Consider the following 17,797-nt stretch of genomic DNA (forward strand, 5'->3'; position numbering starts at 1 on the left):
GAGGGCGATGACGCCGGCGCTCGCGCTGCTCGCCGCCCTCGCCGGGGGAACGGGCGCGTGCGCCGCCGAGATGCGGCCGCCGCCCGGCGCCTCGTCCTGCTCCGGATGCCACGCCGAGGGCTCCGCGATGGGCGTGCTCGCGGGGCGGCCGGAAGCCGAGATCGTCGGCGCCCTCGAGGCCTTCCGGACCGGCGCGCGCCCGGCGACGCTCATGAACCGCATCGCCAAGGGGTTCGGCGCGCAGGAGAGCCAGGCCATCGCCGCCTGGTTCGCGGCGCAGGGATCGCGGTGATGCGCGCTCCTTCTCCGACCCGCCGCGCCCTGATCGGCGGAGCCGCGGCCGCCGCGCTGGCGCGCCCGGCCCTCGGTGGCACAGCGCCGCGCGTCGTGGTCGTGGGCGCCGGGTTCGGGGGTGCCACGGCGGCGCGCTGCCTCGCCGCGGGCGGCGTCGACGTGACCCTGGTCGAGGCGGCCGAGCGCTATGTCGCCTGCACGGGCAGCAACGCGGTCGTCGTTGGCCTGCGCGGGATCGAGGCCCAGACCTTCGGCTACGAGGCCCTCGGTCGGGCTCGGCTCCGCTTCGTGCGCGGAACGGCGGATGCGGTCGACCCTGTGGCGCGCCGGGTGACGCTCGGCGACGGCACAGTCCTGCCCTACGACCGCCTGGTGCTCTCGCCGGGCATCGCGCTGCGCTTCGACGCCGTGCCGGGCTACGACGCGAAGGCCGCCGAGGCGATGCCCCATGCCTGGAAGGCCGGGGCGCAGACGGTGCTCCTCGCCCGCCAGCTCGAGGCCATGCCGGAGGGCGGCACGGTGGTCCTCTCGGCACCCGCCAACCCGTATCGCTGCCCACCCGGCCCCTACGAGCGCGCGAGCCTGATCGCGCATTTCCTGAAGACCCGGAAGCCGAAGGCGAAGCTCGTCCTGCTCGACGCCAAGGACACGTTCTCGAAGCAGAAACTGTTCGAGGCGGCCTGGGCGAAGCTGTACCCGGACGTGCTCGAATACGTGCCGCTCGCCTCGGGCGGTGCGGTCACGGAAGTCGACGCCGCCGCGATGGTCGTTCGCACGGACTTCGCCGAGTACAAGGCCGATGTGGCGTGCATCATCCCGCCCCAGCGCGCCGGCCCCATCGCGGCGCAGGCCGGCTGCGCCGACCGCAGCGGCTGGTGCCCGATCGATCCGGTGACCTTCGAATCGCGCCTCGTGCCGGGCATCCATGTCATCGGCGACGCGGCGATCGCAGGGGCGATGCCGAAATCCGCCTTCTCGGCGAACGCGCAGGCCAAAGTCTGCGCGCAGGCGGTGATCGACCTGATGGCCGGACGGGAGCCCGAGAGCCCGAGGCTCATCAACACCTGCTGGAGCCTCGTCGCACCGGGCAACGGCATCTCGATCGCGGGCGTCTTCCGCCCGACCGACGGCCTCCTGGCGGACGTTCCGGGAGCCGGCGGCATCAGCCCCCTCGACGCGCCCGACGCGGTGCGCGCGCAGGAGGCGGCCTACGGCGAGAGCTGGTACCGGACGATCACCCGGGACGTGTTCGGATGAGGGAAGGCCGCGTGGCCGCCATGCTCGTGCTGGCAGTCGCCGCCGCCCCACCGGCGCAGGCCGGGGAGGGCCTGGTCCCCGCCGCGATCGTCGGCGACGCCATCCCCGAGAGCCTGACCGGCGCGCCGGGCGATGCCGCGCGCGGCCGGGCCATCGTCGTGGACCGGACCCGCGGGCTCTGCCTTCTCTGCCATACCGGGCCCTTCCCGGAGGAGCGGTTCCAGGGCAACCTCGCCCCGGATCTCGCGGGCGTCGGCGGGCGGCTGGGCTCGGGTCAGCTGCGCCTGCGGCTGGTGGACGGACGGGTCTTGAACCCGGAGACGATCATGCCACCGTACTATAGCCTGACAGGGCTCACCCGCGTGGGGCGGCCGTGGCAGGGGCGGCCGATCCTGAGCGCGGCCGAGATCGAGGATGTCGTCGCCTTCCTGGCGACGCTGCGCGAGGCGGGTCCCGAGGAAGGTCGATGAGCAGGCACAGGAGACGGAGCGCGCGTTCGATGGACCGGCGCGGCGTGCTCGCCGGGGCGGTCGGCACCGCGCTCGCCGTCGCGCTGCGCTCCGCCGCCGCGGCGACGCTCCCGCGCACGGAAACGACGGAATCCGCCATCCGACGCTTCGCGGGTGACAACCCGATCCGACCGGGCCGGGTGACCCTCGACCTGCCGCCGCTCGTGGAGAACGGCAACACGGTGCCGCTCACCGTCGCCGTCGAGAGCGCGATGACGCCCGAGGAGCACGTGCGCCGGATCGGGGTGTTCAACGAGAGGAACCCGCAGCCGAACGTCGTGACGGTCCACCTGCGGCCGGGCGCCGGCCGCGCGCAGGTCTCGACACGCATCCGGCTCGCCGACACGCAGCGCATCACCGCCATCGCCGAGATGAGCGACGGGACCTACTGGTCGGCGAGCGCCGATGCCATCGTGACCCTCGCCGCCTGCCTGGAGGGCTGACCCCGATGGCCCGCACGCTGATCAACCTGCCGAAGACCGCCGAGCCCGGCGACACGATCACGATCAGGACCCTGATCTCGCACCCGATGGAGACGGGCTTCCGCCCCGGTGCCGACGGCCGGATCCTGCCGCGCAACATCGTGACGGACTTCGTCTGCCGCTTCGAGGACGAGGAGATCTTCCGGGCCGAGCTGTTTCCCGCTTCGGCGGCCAACCCCTACCTGACCTTCACCTGGGTCGCGACGCGCAGCGGCCGCTTCAGCTTCACGTGGCGCGGCGATGGCGGCTTCGATCAGACCGAATCCGCGGCGATCACCGTGGCCTGAGTCTCCGCCGTGCCGCGCCGCTCGGGCTCCCCGCTGCAGACGGCGCTCGTGGCGCTGCTCCTCTCCAGCCCTCTCGCGCGGTCGGAGCCGGTCCCGCCGGCCGAGCGACGCTCGGGCTTCGACCAGATGAGCCCCGAGATCCAGGCGATGCAGCGGGACGACGGGGCCAATCCCGGCATGCTCGCGGTCGCGGACGGGGAGGACCTCTGGGCGAAGGCGCCCATTTCCGGGGCACTCGCCTGCGCCGGCTGCCACGGCGAGGCCTCGTCCACGATGCGGGGCGTCGCGGCACGCTATCCCGCTTGGGACGCGCGGACGGGCAGGCCCATCGACCTCCAGTCTCGCGTCAACGCGTGCCGCCGCGAGCATCAGGGCTCCGAGGCCCTCGCCTACGAGAGCCCCGACCTGCTGGCGCTCACGGCCTTCGTCGCCGCGCAGTCCCGCGGGCTGCCGATCGCTCCGCCGGACGATCCCCGGCTCGAGCCCGCGCGGGCGGCGGGTCGCGCGCTGTTCGAGACGCGCCAGGGCCAGCTCGGCCTGTCCTGCGCCATCTGCCACGACGACCATCGGGGTCACCGCCTCGGCGCAGCGATGATCCCGCAGGGACACCCGACCGGCTACCCGCTCTACCGCCTCGAATGGCAAGGTCTCGGCTCGCTGCAGCGGCGCCTGCGCAACTGCCTCACCGGCATGCGCGCCGAGCCCTTCGGGTACGGCGCGCCGGACTATGTTGCGCTCGAACTCTACCTCGCGACGCGCGCCGCGCCGCTGCCGCTGGAGACGCCGGCCGTGCGCCCCTGATCGAGCTCGGACTGGCCACCGCTCGACGCCGCGCGCACCTCGTCGACCGCCGCGGTGACCCGCCGGACGGCCGAAGCGCGAACGCCTCAGCCACCAGTCGATCCACGACTGTGGCTCCAGCGGTCGAGCCAGCGCCGCGCTTCCACGGATTCGGCCCCGCGCCTACATACCCGGTATGCCGATCCTCCTGGCGCTCGGCGCCGCCCTGCTGTTCGGTCTCGTGTTCGGCCCCCAGTGGTGGGTGCGCCGGGTGATGCGGCAACACGCCACCGAGAGGCCGGACCTGCCCGGGACCGGCGGCGAGCTTGCCCGCCATCTGCTCGACTTGGCACGGCTCGAGCACGTTCCCGTCGAGATCGCGCAGGCCGACCACTACGATCCGGTCGCGAACGTCGTGCGCCTGTCGCCGGAGAACCATGAGGGCCGCTCCATCACGGCGGTCGCGGTGGCGGCACATGAGGTCTCCCACGCGCTCCAGCACGCGGCGGGGGACCGGCTGCTCGCGGCGCGGGTGACCTTCGCGCCGGTCGTGCAGGGCTTCGAGCTTGCCGCAGGCTTGGTGATGATGACCGCGCCCATCATGCTCGCCGTCATCAAATCCCCCGCCCTGCTCACCCTGCAGGTCGGGTTCGGCATCGCGCTCCTCAGCGTTCGCCTCGTGTTTCACCTCTTGACGCTGCCCGTCGAGCTCGATGCGAGCTACCGCCGGGCTCTGCCCATCCTGGAAACGGGCCGCTTCCTCGACGCTGACGACATGCGTGGCGCCCGCACCGTACTGCGCGCCGCAGCCCTCACCTACGTGGCCTCGTCCCTCGTGTCGCTCGTGAACATCGCCCGCTTCCGGCGACTCCTCCGGTTCTGAGACCTACCAAACGCGCGTCCGCTCCTGCTCTGCTCGGCCGCGAGCGGGTTGCCTTCGATCAGCCAGCCTCTGTCACCACCGAACGACCGCTCGAACGTCTCGGAGGGGTGGCTTTGAGACGGTCTGGTCGCGGCCGAAGCTGCCGTGAAGCCGAACAAGCGTCGGAACCGCGCGTGGAACAGAGCTGCCGCGTCACGGCGCGCCCCGCGGAACGGAGACACTCGGCACCGATCCGCGGCGTTCTCGAGCGCCTCACCTCACGCGGCGGCCGCGGCGAGCGTGCTCCGAAGCAGTTCATCGAGTTCGCCAGCGACGCGGTCGACCTGCGGATTCGCGAACTGGCCGAAGGTGCTGACCGGGCGGTCGTACTCGAAGGCGACGCCACCCTCGGAATCCTCACGCAGAAGCACCCGGATCGGCGCGTACAAGGCGGCAGAAACGGCGTGCCGGGTCATCGACGCGGCCGTCAGCGGGTTGCCGATGTCGTACTGGACGGCCTTGCGGCTCAACCCGGCGGTGCGCAGCACATCGCCATGGTCTCGGGAGCCGAAGATCGAGAGCGGCGCCTGCCGTTCGAGGAGGTCGCGCGCCTCGTCCACTCGTCCAGCCTTCAGGAGCGTGGCGTAATCGAGGTCGATGACGGGCACCGAAGCCTCCAAGGCGGATCGGACCGCCTCGAAAGACTTGGCCGAGGAAAGGGTGACGTGCTCGACCGCGATTTCGGTCGACGCGAAGTGGTCGGACATGATCTGATCTCCTGACTTCATGCAGCGGGCGGCTCGCCGGGCGGGCCTCGACTGCTCGTCCTCGGCCTGTCCGCGTGCTCGCTCAGTTCATGGCCTCAAGCGACCCGAGCTTGACCGTGTTCGTGTTGGCCTCGACCGCAACAGGCGCGTCGGGCAGCCACCGGACGACGCCCGCGGTCGCGAAGCCCCCCTGCTTGAGGACCTGCGCGGCATGCGTCGCGACGTCTCGGCTCCGATAGGCCACGGTGATGGTGGCGGGCGCCTTGAAGGGCTCGACGGAGGCGATGGCCGGCCGAGCCTCCTGCCAGCGCGTGAGGGCCGGTACGAGGAGACCACCCTGCGCACGGACGTCGGCGGCACTCAGCGCGAGACCCGGCGTATGGTGGGCCGCGCCGATGACGGCGGGGACGGAGAATGCGCCGTGCGCGGCGGTGTCGAGGGTCACCTCCGACGCGGCGGCCGGCAGGAGGGACGCCACGGTCATCGTCAGGGCGGCGGTGAGGGTGATGGTAGGGTGGGTCATCTCTCGATCCTCTCGGTGTGACGGGGTGGCCCGTCTTTCGATGAGGAGGAGATGCGGCCGGGAGGCGCATTCATCAAACAGATGCGATTGATACCCAGTATCTACGCCGTAAATGATGGTTCGGTTTTCGACGGCCGCGACGGCGCGGCCGATGCGGCTCGGAAGCCTGATGGTCTCGCTCGGTCGGATGCCGCATTGTCCGGTCGCCGAGACCATGGTCGCGAGCCACCGGCGGACCTGACCATGACGATCAAGCACCGTGACCTCGCGGGCATCGACCTGAACTTGGTCGTGGCGCTGGACGCACTCCTGACCGAGAGCAGCGTCACGCGCGCTGCCGCGAAGGTCGGCATCACGCAATCCGCCATGAGCAGCAGCCTTGCCCGCCTGCGCAGGCTCCTCGGCGACGAGCTCCTGACGCGCACGCCGGACGGCATGCGCCCGACACCGCGGTCGCTCGCCCTCGTCGAGCCGGTCCGCGCCGCCCTGCGCCAATTCCAGGGCATCGTCCTCCGGGAGGACGACTTTGCCCCCTCGCAGGTCGAGCGGTCCTTCACGCTCGCCATTCCCGGCAGCGTCGAGGTACGTCTCATCCCGCGCCTGCTCGCGTTCCTCGCATGCGAGGCGCCCGGCATCCGCCTGCACCTGGTCGGCCTCGATTACGGGAGCGTGCTGCGGGACCTCGACGCCGACAGGATCGACATGGCCGTCGGCATGATCTCCGAGGGCCAGGTCCACCACAAGGTCCGGCCGCTCTATCGCTTCGGCTTCCTGAGCCTGTTCAATCCCCGGCTGCTCGGCGTGAGCGGTCCGCTCTCGCTCGACGACTTCGTCCGCTTCCCGCACATCCTGACGTACCTGACCGGCGTCGGCCCGGGGGTGGTGGACGAGGCGCTCGCGAAGGTGGGCCGGACGCGGAGGCTGGCGGCGACGACGCCGCGCTTCGCCACCGTGCCGTTTCACGTGCAGGCCGCGCCCTTGATCGCCACGATGGCCGACGAGCTGGCCACCACCTTCGCGACCCAACTCGGCCTGGCGACGAGCCCCGTCCCGGTGCCGACCGGGGAGATCGTCATCTCCATGCTGTGGCACGCCTCCTATGACCGCGATCCCGCCCATCGCTGGCTGCGGGAGGTCATGGTTCGCCTGGGACGGGAGGCCGGTAGCGCCCACGAAGACGCGGTATAACTCGTAGCCTCACGCCCCTCGGTCCCTGAGCCACCTTTCCGTTTGGGTGCCCCTGGAGGCAGCAAAGGCATCGACGACCCGGACAGGGTTGTCCTCGGCGATCCGATCTTCGAGATAAGGCGGGAACAGCGTCGTCTGATCGCGCTCGGCGCCGACAACGAACCGTTCCATGCCGCCCCCCGGGCGTGCCGGACAAAGCTACCACCATCGAGGTTTCGACACAGCCAGGGTCGCTACCGGAACGGCGGCATAGAGGGGTCTAGAGACGATCTGCTTCTACCACAGATTGGGCCATCCTGCTGCTTCGGCGTCGGGAGCCGATCAACGCGTTGCTTCTCCCGCGCAGTAGAAGGCCCGGGGATTCTCCGAATTTGGTCCGGTCTGTGCTTGCCCCTGATGGCCACCCGATCGTGCCGGTTTCTGTCGTCGCTGGACGCGGACAGACGACGGGATCGCCCCAATGGAAGGGCGGCGCCCCTTCTTGTTCCACCCCGGTTCCCCCATGCCCGAATGCCTCGTCTTCCGCGTGCCCGCGCAGCATCCCGCCGACGTCTCCGAGGTGATGGGCCTCGTCGGCTCCGGGGCGGTGGACGCGACCGAGATCGTCGCGATCTTCGGCAAGACCGAGGGCAACGGCTGCGTGAATGACTTCACCCGGCAGCTCGCGGTGATGGCCTTGGAGACGGCGCTCGCCACCGCCCTCGGCTGTACGGCGGCGGAGGTCGGAGCGCGGATCGCCCTCGTCATGTCCGGCGGCACCGAAGGCGGGCTGTCGCCGCACTTCCTCGTCCTCGCCCGGCGTGAAGGCCCCGCGGTGCCGGAGGGCAAGGCGCTCGCCATCGGCACGGCCTTCACCCAGGAGTTCCGCGCGGAGGAGATCGGCCGGATGGCGCAGGTCGAGGCGACTGCGGCGGCGGTCGGCCGGGCCATGGCAGAGGCGGGGCTCACCGATCCCGCGGACGTGCATTTCGTGCAGGTGAAGTGCCCGCTCCTGACGAGCGCTCGGATCGCCGAGGCGGCCGCCCGGGGCCACGGCGTTGCCACACACGACACCTACGCCTCGATGGGCTTATCCCGCGGCGCCTCGGCGCTCGGCATCGCGCTCGCCCTAGGAGAGGTCGACCGCGAACATCTCGCGGATTCCGCCATCGGCACCCGACGCGATCTCTTCTCCGGCCGCGCCAGTTGCTCGGCGGGGATCGAGCTGATGCGCAACGAGATCATCGTGCTCGGCAACGCCCAGGGCTGGACCGGACCGCTCGCCATCGCCCACCGGGTCATGGACGATGGCATCGACCTGTCCGCGATTCGGCGGGTGCTCACCGACCTCGGCTTCCTGGAGGCGGGGCAGTTGCCGCCTCCTGAGGCGGAGCGCGTGATCGCCCTGCTCGCCAAAGCGGAGCCCTCCCATGACGGCCTGATCCGGGGACGGCGCCACATCATGAACGACGACAGCGACATCAACGCCACCCGGCACGCCCGCGCCCTGGTCGGCGGCGTGGCCGCCGCGGCGATCGGCCGGACGGACCTCTTCGTCTCCGGCGGCGCTGAGCATCAGGGGCCGGATGGCGGCGGCCCGGTAGCGGTCATCGCCCGCGTGAGGGACTGAAGCCGGGGGCGGGGAAGCAGAAGTGCGTCCGCATTGCCGAGAGTCAGGGACAAAGCCGTTCGACCTGTCCCCTGCACCGGCCCTCTGCAACCGCCCGTTGGTGATAATCAGGCTGCGAGAGTGGGCGCAAGGCCGCAACAGCGAAATCGGCCTGCGCATCCAAGGGCGATGAGGAACAGGCCAAGCCACGGGTACACGGCAGGAGCCATTTCGCCGCGAATTTTTCCCAAGAGAAGCTAGGCAGGCCGCCAGATGCAGCCAAGCGCTTGATTTTGTTGGCGCGCCCTACGGGAATCGAACCCGTGTTTTCGCCGTGAAAGGGCCGCTACGAGACAAAGAGGACAGAGGCGCACACCCCATTCCCCTCTGCGCACTCGCTTTTTTCGTCTCCCACTATCATAATTGGTCTCACCGTCTGTGTGAGACGCTCTGTGAGACCGATCGATGGCAAAGCCTAGCAGCTTCGATAGCGTCGCTAAGCGGGTCCGGCTTCCGTCGGCCAAGAACCCACGCTGGCAGGGTGTTTCGGGAGGCCGAGGCGGCGTTAGCCTGGGCTACCGCAAGCCAGCGCGAGGACCGGGTACCTGGATCGTCAAGCTGGTGATCGATGGGAACCGCGTCGAGCAACGCCTCGCCCAAGCTGACGATCCTGGCTCGGATCCGGATGCCCTCTCGTACCCAGCTGCCGTGACGGCAGCCATCGACTGGGCGCGCGCTCAGGTACGTCGTCTCGACGGTGAAGGGGAGGGGGACGATGCCGAGGTCCCGACCGTGCGCACTGCCGTCGGGGCCTATGTCGCCACTCGCTCAGAGCGTGCCCCCACAGCGGGGAAGGACGCCGAGAAGCGCCTCGGAAAGCACGTCCTCTCCGATCAAGCTTTCGCCGAGACGCAGTTGGCGAAGCTCAACGCGAGCACCATCCGGACTTGGCGACAGCGTCTATCGAGCGAGTTGCAACCCACGACCGTCAACCGGCTGCTGAACGACCTGCGCGCTGCGCTCAACGCAGCCGCAGAACACCATCGTCGCGTGCTTCCAGCTACTCTTGCCGCCGAGATCCGTGCCGGTACGAAGGCGAACTCGGCAGGGTCGAGCGCGCGCAAGCAGGTCCTGCCCGATGCTGAGATCCGCCGCCTTGTCGACGCGGCCTTTGCTGTCGACGAGACCGGTGATTTCGGGCGGCTCGTTCTGGTCATGGCAGCCACCGGGGCTCGCCACTCTCAGGTCGCCAGGATCACCGTGGGCGACGTGCAGGTCGCGCGTGGTCGGATCATGGTGCCACCCTCGAACAAGGGCCGCGCCGGTAAGCGCCCGACGCCAATTGCCGTGCCGGTCGGAGCCGACGTGATCGAGCGGCTCCAGGTCGCCCTTGCCGGCCGACGCAGTCACGAGCCGCTCCTGCTCCATTGGCGGCATAGACAGGTCGGGCCCGTTACTTGGGAGCGGGTTGATAGGGGGCCTTGGGCCACAGCCTCAGCAGCGCTGCGCCTTTGGGACAGGGCTCGAACCCGCGCAGAGGCACCTCCTGGGACAGTCATGCTGTGCCTGCGACATAGCTCGATCGTACGAGCACTGAGCGCCGGCGTGCCGGTGAGACTCGTCGCGGCGTTGCACGACACCAGCGTGCAGATGATCGAGGACCACTACTCCGCATACATCGTTGAGGCGACGGAGGAGATCGCCCGTCGAGCCGTCACTCCGCTGGCGCCGAGCGCAGTCGCTACGCTGAAGCCTGTCGATGGAGCCGCGGCGTGACGGAGCGGCAGCGCGCCAAGAAGAAGTGGACGAAGGCCGGCAAACTCCGCGGCCGGCCACCTGGAAGCCGGTCCTACGACCCGGAAACGAGCCGCTCTGGCGATCCCACAGTTCGAAAACCCGAGAGACGAGGGCGCCCGCCGGTGGCGCTGAAGCCAATGATCTTGCGCTTCATTCAGATGGAGGTCGGCTTCAACAAAGCCGGCTTCGCGAAGCAACTAGCGGCAGAGGGAACAGGGAACGAGATCAAGGAGGAGACTGTGAAGCGGCGGCTGCGGCGAGACCGAAGCGAGGCACGCAAGCGGGAAGAGCGCCGAAAAGATAGCAGATGGACTTTCGACTGATTATGCTTGTCGCACAGGCAGATAGAGAATCATTTTAGCCCCGCCGTGACGCCCATGCGAAGCCGTGTCTCTTTGTCGTCAGACAGATCAGACAAGGGCAGGCTGTAGCATGTCACGTCCAACCGCTAAGCACCGCGAACGTCCAGACGCCATCCCGTGGCAGAAGCGCCCTCATCTACGGATGGATGTGGCGGCCGAGGTGACCGGGCTGTCGCGGAGCACGATCTATCGCCTCGCTTCTGACGGCCGGCTCACACTCCGGCGCCTCGCCGGTCGGGTCGTCGTTGAGACCTCGGGTGTCCTAACGCTGGTCGAAAACGCTGAGCCTTGGCGGCCTGGGACTCGTGGCGCTGCGGCTCGGGCGAAGCGATCCGAGGCGGCCCGCGCCGCCCTTCGGTGAGGAGCCGAGTACTCAGCGCTCGACCATCGCGAACGATCGCTAGTCGATCCTGCACGCGATCCAAGTCGTGATCTGACGAGAGTCGCAGCTCCAGCAGCGCGCCGTACACGCCGCGCTCGAGCGCAGCCCACCCATCCTTAGAAAGTCGCCGCCTCGGCCTCGCCGCCACGCGGGCCGGGTGCCGACCACACAACGCTCGCCGGAACTTCATCATGGACGCAAGCACTCCGGAGAGCGGCAGCGGCCACCTGCCAATGGTCGGTAGCCAGGCACCCGTGCCCGCAATCACCGCATCAGTCCAAATGCGTGCGCCGGCCCTGCCAGCCTGGGACACGGAAGCGGCGGTCGCCTTTCTCATAGCGCTGATTGGCTCAGGGCTTCTCGCGGTCGCGGCGATCGATCCAGAGTTAGGCGGCTGCCACGGGGCGACCTTCGCGCTGCCGACCGAGCGCGATGCATTGAGCCGGTGGATCGAGGCGCGCCAGGGCAAGCACAATCTTTACTTCACACTGAACGAGCCAGTCCCTCGGGAGCAACAGCAGGGCAAGCATGGCCGCGTGTGCAAGGCGGACATCGCGCGCATCCGCGGCATCGCCATCGATTGCGATCCGCACTTCGACCCCACCGCCGACGATGGCGGCCTGAGCAAGGAACGGGAAAGACTCTGGCATCAGGCGCTTGACTGGCGCCAACGACAGGAGGCCAGCGCCGTCATCGACAGCGGCGGCGGCTATCAGGGAGTGTGGCTGCTGCGGGAATCGCTGCAGGCCACGCCACAGACCATCGCAGCCGCGGAGGCGCAGGCGCGCGGCTTCGCGCTGCTCAACGGTGGCGACAACACCCACGACGTCTCGCACCTGTTCCGCATGCCCGGGACCGTCAACCTGCCGAACGCGAAGAAGCGGGCGCGCAAGCGCGTGTCCGCCCCGGTGCTAGGCAAGGTGTACGACCCACGGCGCCTGCACACGCTCGACCACCTCGCCATTCTGGCACCTCCGATCACCGCCCGAGCGGCCACTGCCCGAGCGGCCACTGCCCGAGCGGCCACCGCCGCCAAGCTCAATTTCGATCTCTCGGCTGCGTGGGAGGCAGTCGGAGCCCCGGAGCGTTTGGATCCGGAGTTGGTGGAGCGGCTGACGCGTGCGCGAGCAGCGCGCCCTCAGCTCGACAAATGCCTGGCAGCAGAAGCGATGCCGGGCGATCGCTCAGCGCGAGACTACGCCGTTGCCGCCGCGGTGATCCAGGCCGGCATCTCGGAACCAGCCGACGTGGCCGCGATCATTGCGGCGTACTCACCGGATAAGTTCGAGGCGGAAGCCGAGGCCCGCGACGATGGGCGGGCCGAGTACTACCTGCGCAAAACCGTCGCGAACGCTCTGGCTCGGGTCAAGCCGGACGCTCAGCCAGGGGACTTCTTCGAGCCCATCGAGGACGGGTTCGAGGTGGCCGGCGAAAGGGAGGGTGAGAAGGCTGCCAGCGAGATCGGCGAGCTGGTCGACATCTTCGGCGACGATGATCCGGCGGATCTGTCGACACCGCCCGCCGGCAGCCTGCCGGGCGTGGTCGACGGGATCGCGCGCACCATCGCGACCCAAATGGGCGTGCCCGAGAGCTTCGTCGCGACCGCGGCCGTGGCAGCCCTCGCCGGTACGATCGGCAACGCGCTCAAGCTTCAGGTGAACGCACACAGCGCCGACTTCAGCGTGCCAGCCACATTGTCTGTGGTGATCGTGGCCCGGCCCGGTCGTAAGAAGTCGCCCACAATCGCTGCGGTACTGCGACCGGTGAAACAGATTGATCGCGAGCTGTATCGCCAGAGCTGCCAGGAGCAGGCCGCTCGCGAAGCCATGGTGCGGGCGGCGAAGAGCAAGCGTGAGGCAGCCGGAGGACTCCCACCTGCACCGCCCATGCGGCGGCTCTGGGTCGATGATGCGACCCTGGAGAAGCAGGTTCGCATCCATGCAGACAATCCGTGCGGGATCATTCGCGCGCCCGACGAGCTGTTCGCGTTTCTCGGCAGCTTCGGAGCCTATAAGCGCAACGGCGACGGCGATCGAAGCACCATGCTTCGCCTGATCGATGGCGGCGACATCAGCGTCGATCGCATGACGGGCTCCACACGAGCCGACAGTGCCCTGATGGGCCTCATCGCCTCGACGCAGCCAGACAAAATCCGTCAGCACGCGCAAAACCTCGGCACTGACGGCTTCCTACAGCGCCTGATCTTCGTGACAGATGACGGTGCGGAGCGGACGCCGCTCGATGTGCCCGCAGACGGTGCTGCGGTAGCTGAGTACGAGCGAGCTGTACGAGGGATGTTCGCGCTCCGCGCGGCGGCCGGGCGTACAGTGCAGCTCTCGCCGGAGGCCCGCACGATCCTCACCGGGACATGGACGCGGGTACGGGCGCTGGGTCGCCTGCCGGGTGCTTCAGCGGCTTGGGAAGGCCACATATCCAAATGGGAGGGGCTGATCTACCGGATCGCCCTGACGTTCCACGCGCTCGACACCTGGGATCTAACGGGAGGGGTGTCGACAGAGTCGGGACACGAGGTGACCGCTGAGACCGCGCAACGCGCATCTCGCTTCGTCGCGTTCCTCGTCCGCCACGCTCTACGCTTCTACAGCGAGTTCTGCGAGCCGGCGGAAGAGACGGTCGAGGCGCGCGAGGTGGCCGGATATCTGCTCACGCGACCAGACATCCTGTCCGTAACGGCGAGAGACATTGAGAAGGCGAGGCGGCCGCTCAGCGGCAAACGGCACCTTACGCGCTCCGCGATGCGCGCGCTCGCGGACGCTGGATGGGTATCGGTCGCTGAGATGAGCGCGGACGGGCCGACGAAGTGGACTATCGATCCGAGAATCCATGTGCGGTTCGCCGAACGAGCCGACCGTGAGAAGGCGCGGCGCACCCAAGCGCACACCCAAATGCTAGCGGCATTGTCGGCGAAACGGGAGCTTCGCGATGTCTGAGGCCCAAGAGGCGCCGACAATGCCGCTCGCGTGCGCGATAGGTATGTCTCTTTCCTCTCTCTTCTACCTTTATATTCCACAGACCCCTTCATTCCCGAACTTCTTCGCGCGCACGCGAGCGGCATTGCCGGCGCTGGATCGGATGCCCCATCGGGGCTGTGGAGGTCGCAACGACATACCGCATGGAGGAACGCCGTGAGCCGCCGCCGTCCCCCCGCGAGCACGCGTCCTGAATCACGTGGCTCACGCCGCACCGTTCGGCCAGACTTCCCGTCCATTGGGGCTCGGGCGCTGCGGCGCTTCCATGCCGAGCGCGAAACCTTCCCGATGTGTGGTGCCATGGCCCGATCAACCGGCGAGCCGTGCCGACAGACTCCCGCGAAAGGGCGCACCCGCTGCCGCTTCCACGGGGGAGCCACCCCACGCGGCGATGGGCCAGCTGGCTGGCACACGCCGGGATTTCCAGACGGCCTTCCGACCGGCAAGCCGCGTAGCGACGCACACAAAGCTCGCAAACGTAGACAGCGGCGCGCTGAGATCGCCGCCATGACCGCCGAGGAGCTGGCGCGGCTGGAAGCATGGAGGAACACGCACAAACCGGGCAGCGAACGCGATCGGACGTTTGGGCGCCGCGCACGCGAAGCCCGGCACTGGCTCCATACGATCATGCAGGAGGCACCCTCAGCGCCCACGCCGGATCGAGCCGAGCTGGACGCACTGCGGGCGAGGTTTCGTGCTCACCTGGCGCGGCTTGACGCCGAAATGAGCGAGCTTGAAGACGAGCCATCGATCGGCGGCCTATTCGACTGAGCCATGGTCGATCGAGGACTGCGTCGGGGCAGGGTAGGGCGGCCACGACCAAGCCCCGGGCTTGCGGGATTAGATCAAAGCGTGGCCTGCCGTTGCGAAGCGGGTACGAGGCGAGCTCGCAGGCGCGCCACGGCGACCGGCGTCCATAGGCTGCGCCCCCGCGCCGTCGGCACGTTCTCGGCCGTTAGCGCCCGCGCCAGTGCATTCAGCGAGGCTGTACCGTCGGGATCGAGTCGCTTCAGGATAGGCGCTAGTGCTGCCGCCCGCTCGTCAGCGTTGCATTGGAGGGCAGCGCGGGCTCGGGCTGTATCGTCACCCGTACCGGCTCGACCGCGGAAGCCGCCGAGTACGCGACCGCGCGCCTTCGCAGCAGCAAGCGCCGCTTTCGTCCGTGCAGAGATCATCCGCCGCTCCTCCTCGGCCACCACGGCCATGATGCCGACGGTCATTCGATTAGCCGAAGGCATGTCGCAGGCGAGGAAGTCGACGCCGGCCTTGTGCAGGCCCAGGAGGAAGTGCGCGTCGCGGGCAAGGCGGTCGAGCTTGGCGACGACGAGGATCGCGCGGTGAGCCCGGCAGAGCGCCAGGGCGCGATCCAATTCAGGTCGATCGCTCTTAGCACCGCTCTCGATCTCGACGACCTCGGCGATCAGCGTCCAGGCACCGCCGTTTAGATAGTCGGTGACGGCTGCACGTTGCGCCTCTAGCCCGAGACCGGATCGGCCCTGACGATCAGTGCTGACGCGCAGGTATGAGATGAAGCGGCCATGGGTCATCGAATGACCATACCATTCTATGCAACGGACGTTGCTCAGAATGATACGTCAGGATTGGATGTCAACGATGCTTGAATGAGCGTTGCGCTGTTTTTGATCGCCTCACTCGAGGGCCGCCCCCAGCCCCCCCGGGTACACCCTCACAGCGATCTGTCAGCGCTTGCGAGACACCCGGATAAAATTGCGCTGGTTGAGACCTTCCGGACAAATTGTCCGAGCCGTCGCCTGCGTCTTCTGGGCTGTTGTCGCCTGGTCCACTCAGGAGCCGACACGCCGGAAAAGCCGACAGGCTCCTACCGACCCAACCCAGTCATTGCTGTGAGGAAACAGAGCTCCATAAAGCAGCCATCCGGTGTGTGCTTCAGCACCGAACGGCTGCTAGTCTGGGAAAGTGGTGTTCGGTCGACCGGCTTGAGCGCCGGAGCTCGCCTATGCCGAAGCCGACGTGAGACGGCCTCAGGCGCTGCGGGCCTGCTCCGGATGGCGCCCTTCCGCGAACTCCTCGACGATCTTGGCGCAGAACGCCGGCAGGTCCTTCGGGTTGCGGCTGGAGACGAGGCCCTTGTCGACCACCACCTCCGCGTCGACCCATTCACCGCCCGCGTTACGGATGTCGGTCTTCACGGTCGGGAAAGAGGTAAGCTTGCGCCCCTTCACGACGTCGGCCTCCACCAACGTCCAGGGCCCGTGGCAGATGACGCCGACTGGCTTGGCCTGCTGGAAGAAGTCCCGGACGAAGCCGACCACGGCCTCGCTGCCGCGGAGCTTGTCGGCCCCCACGCTGCCGCCGGGGATGACGAGCCCGTCGAAGTCTGAGGCGGACACGCCGTCGATGACCTTGTCGACCGGATACTTCCCAGCCGGGTCGAGGTCGTTGTTGACCGTCTCGGCCTCGCCCGCCTCAAGCCCGACCACCGTGACGGTCGCGCCGGCTGCGAGCAGCGCCTCGCGGGGCTTGGTGAACTCCGGCTCCTCCGTCCCCCGAGGGGCGATCAGGATGGCGATGGTCTTGCCCTGAAGGGTCATGGTTGGCTCCTCTGTGCGTGGCGGAAAGGGGTCGGCGTCAAGCCGGAATGCTCTCCGGTGAGGCGGTGTTCTCGGCGGTCACACCGTTCTCCCGGTGGCGGAAGTCGCTCAGCGCTCGGTAGACCTGAAGCCGCGCCCGCATCACCGAACCGAGCGGCTGATGCGCCGCGAGGCTGTGCGCGGGGCGGAAGGTCATCACCTCGTCGAAGTAACGCACCCGCTCGGGGGAATAGGCGTCCTGCCGGGGCAGGCGGAGCGTTGCCACCGTGCGGTACGGGCTGACCGCGACCGGCCAGTCGACCGAGGCATCCTCGATGGGCTGGCGCTCGGCATCGGCCCAGAGCTGCGCCTTCAGCTCGTAGACCACGTCGGACTCGCGGAAGAACGCCGCCGCCGCGTTTCGAAAGCCGTCCTCGTCGCCGTGCGGGTCGAGCCGCCATTCGGCCAGGTCCAGCTGCGCCTGCGAAGCCGGGACTGCACCAAGCTTGGCGACGTAGTCGCCGAACCGCATCGGAGCCTGACTGAAGTAGCTGTCGGCGAGCGGGTGGCTGTAGGGATGGCCGAGGAAATCGGCCATGGCACTCTCCGTGCCGAAGGCGTGCAGCACGCGGTTGAGGTTGCGCGCCGTGGCGGCGACCGCGCTCTTCACGCCCTCTGGCAGGCCCGTCGATTTCCCGATGACCGTGCCGTCCCGCAGGAAGCCCGCCGCCGTGCCCGACGGGAAGGTCGTGCCGGTGGCGAGCACGAAGTCTTGGGTCTCGACATCGTGGCCCGGCAGCTTCTCGCCGGGCACCTCGAAGACTTTGATCGACATGCCGCGGTGGGTCGACACCCGGTCGCCCAGGATCTCCCCGGGCCCTTGCGCGAAGCGCACCGCCACCTTGTGCGTCCCCGGTTTGGCGAACAGGCCCTGTGCGAGTTCCGGAGGCAGGTTCTCCGGGACGACCAGCTCCCCGACGACGCAGGCCGAACTCTTGGCGTGGCTCGCACGCACGGCGCGGTGCTCGCGCTTCTCGACGACCTGCGACTGCTGGGTCATCCCTTGGATGATCCCATCGATGGACTTCTGCTCGTCCGGTGCGGGCGTCTCGATGTCTGGCGCGTAGCGGAGATAGGCCATGCTCGTTCCTCGGAAGAGGGTCTAAGGGCAGACGGT

19 protein-coding genes, 1 tRNA gene and 1 pseudogene are annotated in these 17,797 nt (G+C 68.7%); 14 read left to right on the forward strand and 7 right to left on the reverse strand.

Translation table 11 applies throughout. The features are described 5' to 3' along the window. The first annotated feature begins 7 nt into the window (after positions 1-7). From ACQKQD_RS11660 to ACQKQD_RS11690, 7 genes are all read left to right on the forward strand, one after another. Positions 8-292, forward strand: coding sequence for a c-type cytochrome (locus ACQKQD_RS11660; RefSeq protein WP_427508471.1), 285 nt, complete (start codon positions 8-10; stop codon positions 290-292). Beyond that, entirely contained in the window at positions 292-1,551 is a 1,260-nt protein-coding gene (locus ACQKQD_RS11665) for an NAD(P)/FAD-dependent oxidoreductase (protein ID WP_020095604.1), read from the forward strand. Before ACQKQD_RS11660 ends, ACQKQD_RS11665 begins: the two co-directional genes overlap by 1 nt. After that, entirely contained in the window at positions 1,548-2,021 is a 474-nt protein-coding gene (soxX, locus tag ACQKQD_RS11670) for a sulfur oxidation c-type cytochrome SoxX (protein ID WP_427508439.1), read from the forward strand. The genes ACQKQD_RS11665 and soxX overlap by 4 nt, the downstream gene beginning before the upstream one ends. 29 nt (positions 2,022-2,050) lie before the next feature. Continuing rightward, a complete protein-coding gene (locus ACQKQD_RS11675) occupies positions 2,051-2,503 on the forward strand; it encodes a SoxY-related AACIE arm protein (RefSeq protein ID WP_427508440.1) in 453 nt (150 codons plus the stop codon). A gap of 5 nt (positions 2,504-2,508) precedes the next feature. Next, positions 2,509-2,829, forward strand: coding sequence for a thiosulfate oxidation carrier complex protein SoxZ (locus ACQKQD_RS11680; protein ID WP_020095601.1), 321 nt, complete (start codon positions 2,509-2,511; stop codon positions 2,827-2,829). Between the two features lie 9 nt (positions 2,830-2,838). Then, on the forward strand, positions 2,839-3,630 hold the full coding sequence (gene soxA / locus ACQKQD_RS11685; protein WP_427508441.1) for a sulfur oxidation c-type cytochrome SoxA: 792 nt from the start codon (positions 2,839-2,841) through the stop codon (positions 3,628-3,630). 175 nt (positions 3,631-3,805) lie between these two features. Then, entirely contained in the window at positions 3,806-4,492 is a 687-nt protein-coding gene (locus ACQKQD_RS11690) for a zinc metallopeptidase (protein WP_020095599.1), read from the forward strand. 257 nt (positions 4,493-4,749) lie between these two features. Here the strand turns inward: ACQKQD_RS11690 and ACQKQD_RS11695 are convergent, their stop codons facing one another. Next, on the reverse strand, positions 4,750-5,238 hold the full coding sequence (locus ACQKQD_RS11695) for a DUF302 domain-containing protein (RefSeq protein ID WP_354455961.1): 489 nt from the start codon (positions 5,236-5,238) through the stop codon (positions 4,750-4,752). An 82-nt stretch (positions 5,239-5,320) separates the two neighbouring features. Further along, positions 5,321-5,761, reverse strand: a complete 441-nt coding sequence (locus ACQKQD_RS11700; RefSeq protein WP_091681523.1) for a hypothetical protein — start codon at positions 5,759-5,761, stop codon at positions 5,321-5,323. Between the two features lie 243 nt (positions 5,762-6,004). On the opposite strand from ACQKQD_RS11700, the gene ACQKQD_RS11705 reads away from it, so the two are divergent. Further along, positions 6,005-6,949, forward strand: coding sequence for a LysR family transcriptional regulator (locus ACQKQD_RS11705; RefSeq protein ID WP_427508442.1), 945 nt, complete (start codon positions 6,005-6,007; stop codon positions 6,947-6,949). A 9-nt stretch (positions 6,950-6,958) separates the two neighbouring features. Here the strand turns inward: ACQKQD_RS11705 and ACQKQD_RS11710 are convergent, their stop codons facing one another. Continuing rightward, on the reverse strand, positions 6,959-7,120 hold the full coding sequence (locus ACQKQD_RS11710; protein WP_170862999.1) for a hypothetical protein: 162 nt from the start codon (positions 7,118-7,120) through the stop codon (positions 6,959-6,961). A 331-nt stretch (positions 7,121-7,451) separates the two neighbouring features. Between ACQKQD_RS11710 and ACQKQD_RS11715 the strand changes: the two genes are divergently transcribed. Further along, a complete protein-coding gene (locus ACQKQD_RS11715) occupies positions 7,452-8,558 on the forward strand; it encodes a ring-opening amidohydrolase (protein WP_427508443.1) in 1,107 nt (368 codons plus the stop codon). A gap of 276 nt (positions 8,559-8,834) precedes the next feature. Here ACQKQD_RS11715 and ACQKQD_RS11720 read toward each other — a convergent pair. Then, positions 8,835-8,936: transfer RNA gene (locus tag ACQKQD_RS11720), tRNA-Ser, on the reverse strand. Positions 8,937-9,158: 222 nt separating this feature from the next. Here ACQKQD_RS11720 and ACQKQD_RS11725 point away from each other — a divergent pair. The 5 genes and pseudogenes from ACQKQD_RS11725 (at position 9,159) to ACQKQD_RS11745 (ending at position 14,839) form a co-directional block, all read left to right on the forward strand. After that, a complete protein-coding gene (locus tag ACQKQD_RS11725; protein WP_244491874.1) occupies positions 9,159-10,313 on the forward strand; it encodes a tyrosine-type recombinase/integrase in 1,155 nt (384 codons plus the stop codon). Further along, positions 10,310-10,657 (forward strand): hypothetical protein, encoded by a 348-nt coding sequence (locus ACQKQD_RS11730; protein ID WP_139307699.1) that lies wholly within the window; start codon positions 10,310-10,312, stop codon positions 10,655-10,657. Before ACQKQD_RS11725 ends, ACQKQD_RS11730 begins: the two co-directional genes overlap by 4 nt. A gap of 612 nt (positions 10,658-11,269) precedes the next feature. Then, entirely contained in the window at positions 11,270-14,029 is a 2,760-nt protein-coding gene (locus ACQKQD_RS11735; protein ID WP_427508444.1) for a DUF3987 domain-containing protein, read from the forward strand. A 339-nt stretch (positions 14,030-14,368) separates the two neighbouring features. Further along, a pseudogene (locus tag ACQKQD_RS11740) lies at positions 14,369-14,434 on the forward strand (hypothetical protein); the annotation flags it as partial. A 141-nt stretch (positions 14,435-14,575) separates the two neighbouring features. Then, positions 14,576-14,839, forward strand: a complete 264-nt coding sequence (locus tag ACQKQD_RS11745) for a hypothetical protein (protein ID WP_091681530.1) — start codon at positions 14,576-14,578, stop codon at positions 14,837-14,839. Between the two features lie 74 nt (positions 14,840-14,913). Here ACQKQD_RS11745 and ACQKQD_RS11750 read toward each other — a convergent pair whose 3' ends face one another. The 3 genes from ACQKQD_RS11750 to ACQKQD_RS11760 form a co-directional block, all read right to left on the reverse strand. After that, complete coding sequence (locus ACQKQD_RS11750) at positions 14,914-15,615, reverse strand: recombinase family protein (RefSeq protein ID WP_091681532.1); 702 nt, start codon at positions 15,613-15,615, stop codon at positions 14,914-14,916. A 456-nt stretch (positions 15,616-16,071) separates the two neighbouring features. After that, a complete protein-coding gene (locus ACQKQD_RS11755) occupies positions 16,072-16,641 on the reverse strand; it encodes a type 1 glutamine amidotransferase domain-containing protein (RefSeq protein WP_091681534.1) in 570 nt (189 codons plus the stop codon). 37 nt (positions 16,642-16,678) lie between these two features. Beyond that, positions 16,679-17,761 carry a catalase family protein gene (locus ACQKQD_RS11760; RefSeq protein WP_091681536.1) on the reverse strand — a complete coding sequence of 361 codons (1,083 nt, stop codon included), beginning with the start codon at positions 17,759-17,761 and terminating at the stop codon, positions 16,679-16,681. Positions 17,762-17,797: the final 36 nt, after the last annotated feature.

The sequence above is a fragment of the Methylobacterium sp. NPDC080182 genome (genome assembly GCF_050281105.1).
In the GTDB taxonomy this organism is placed as follows: domain Bacteria; phylum Pseudomonadota; class Alphaproteobacteria; order Rhizobiales; family Beijerinckiaceae; genus Methylobacterium.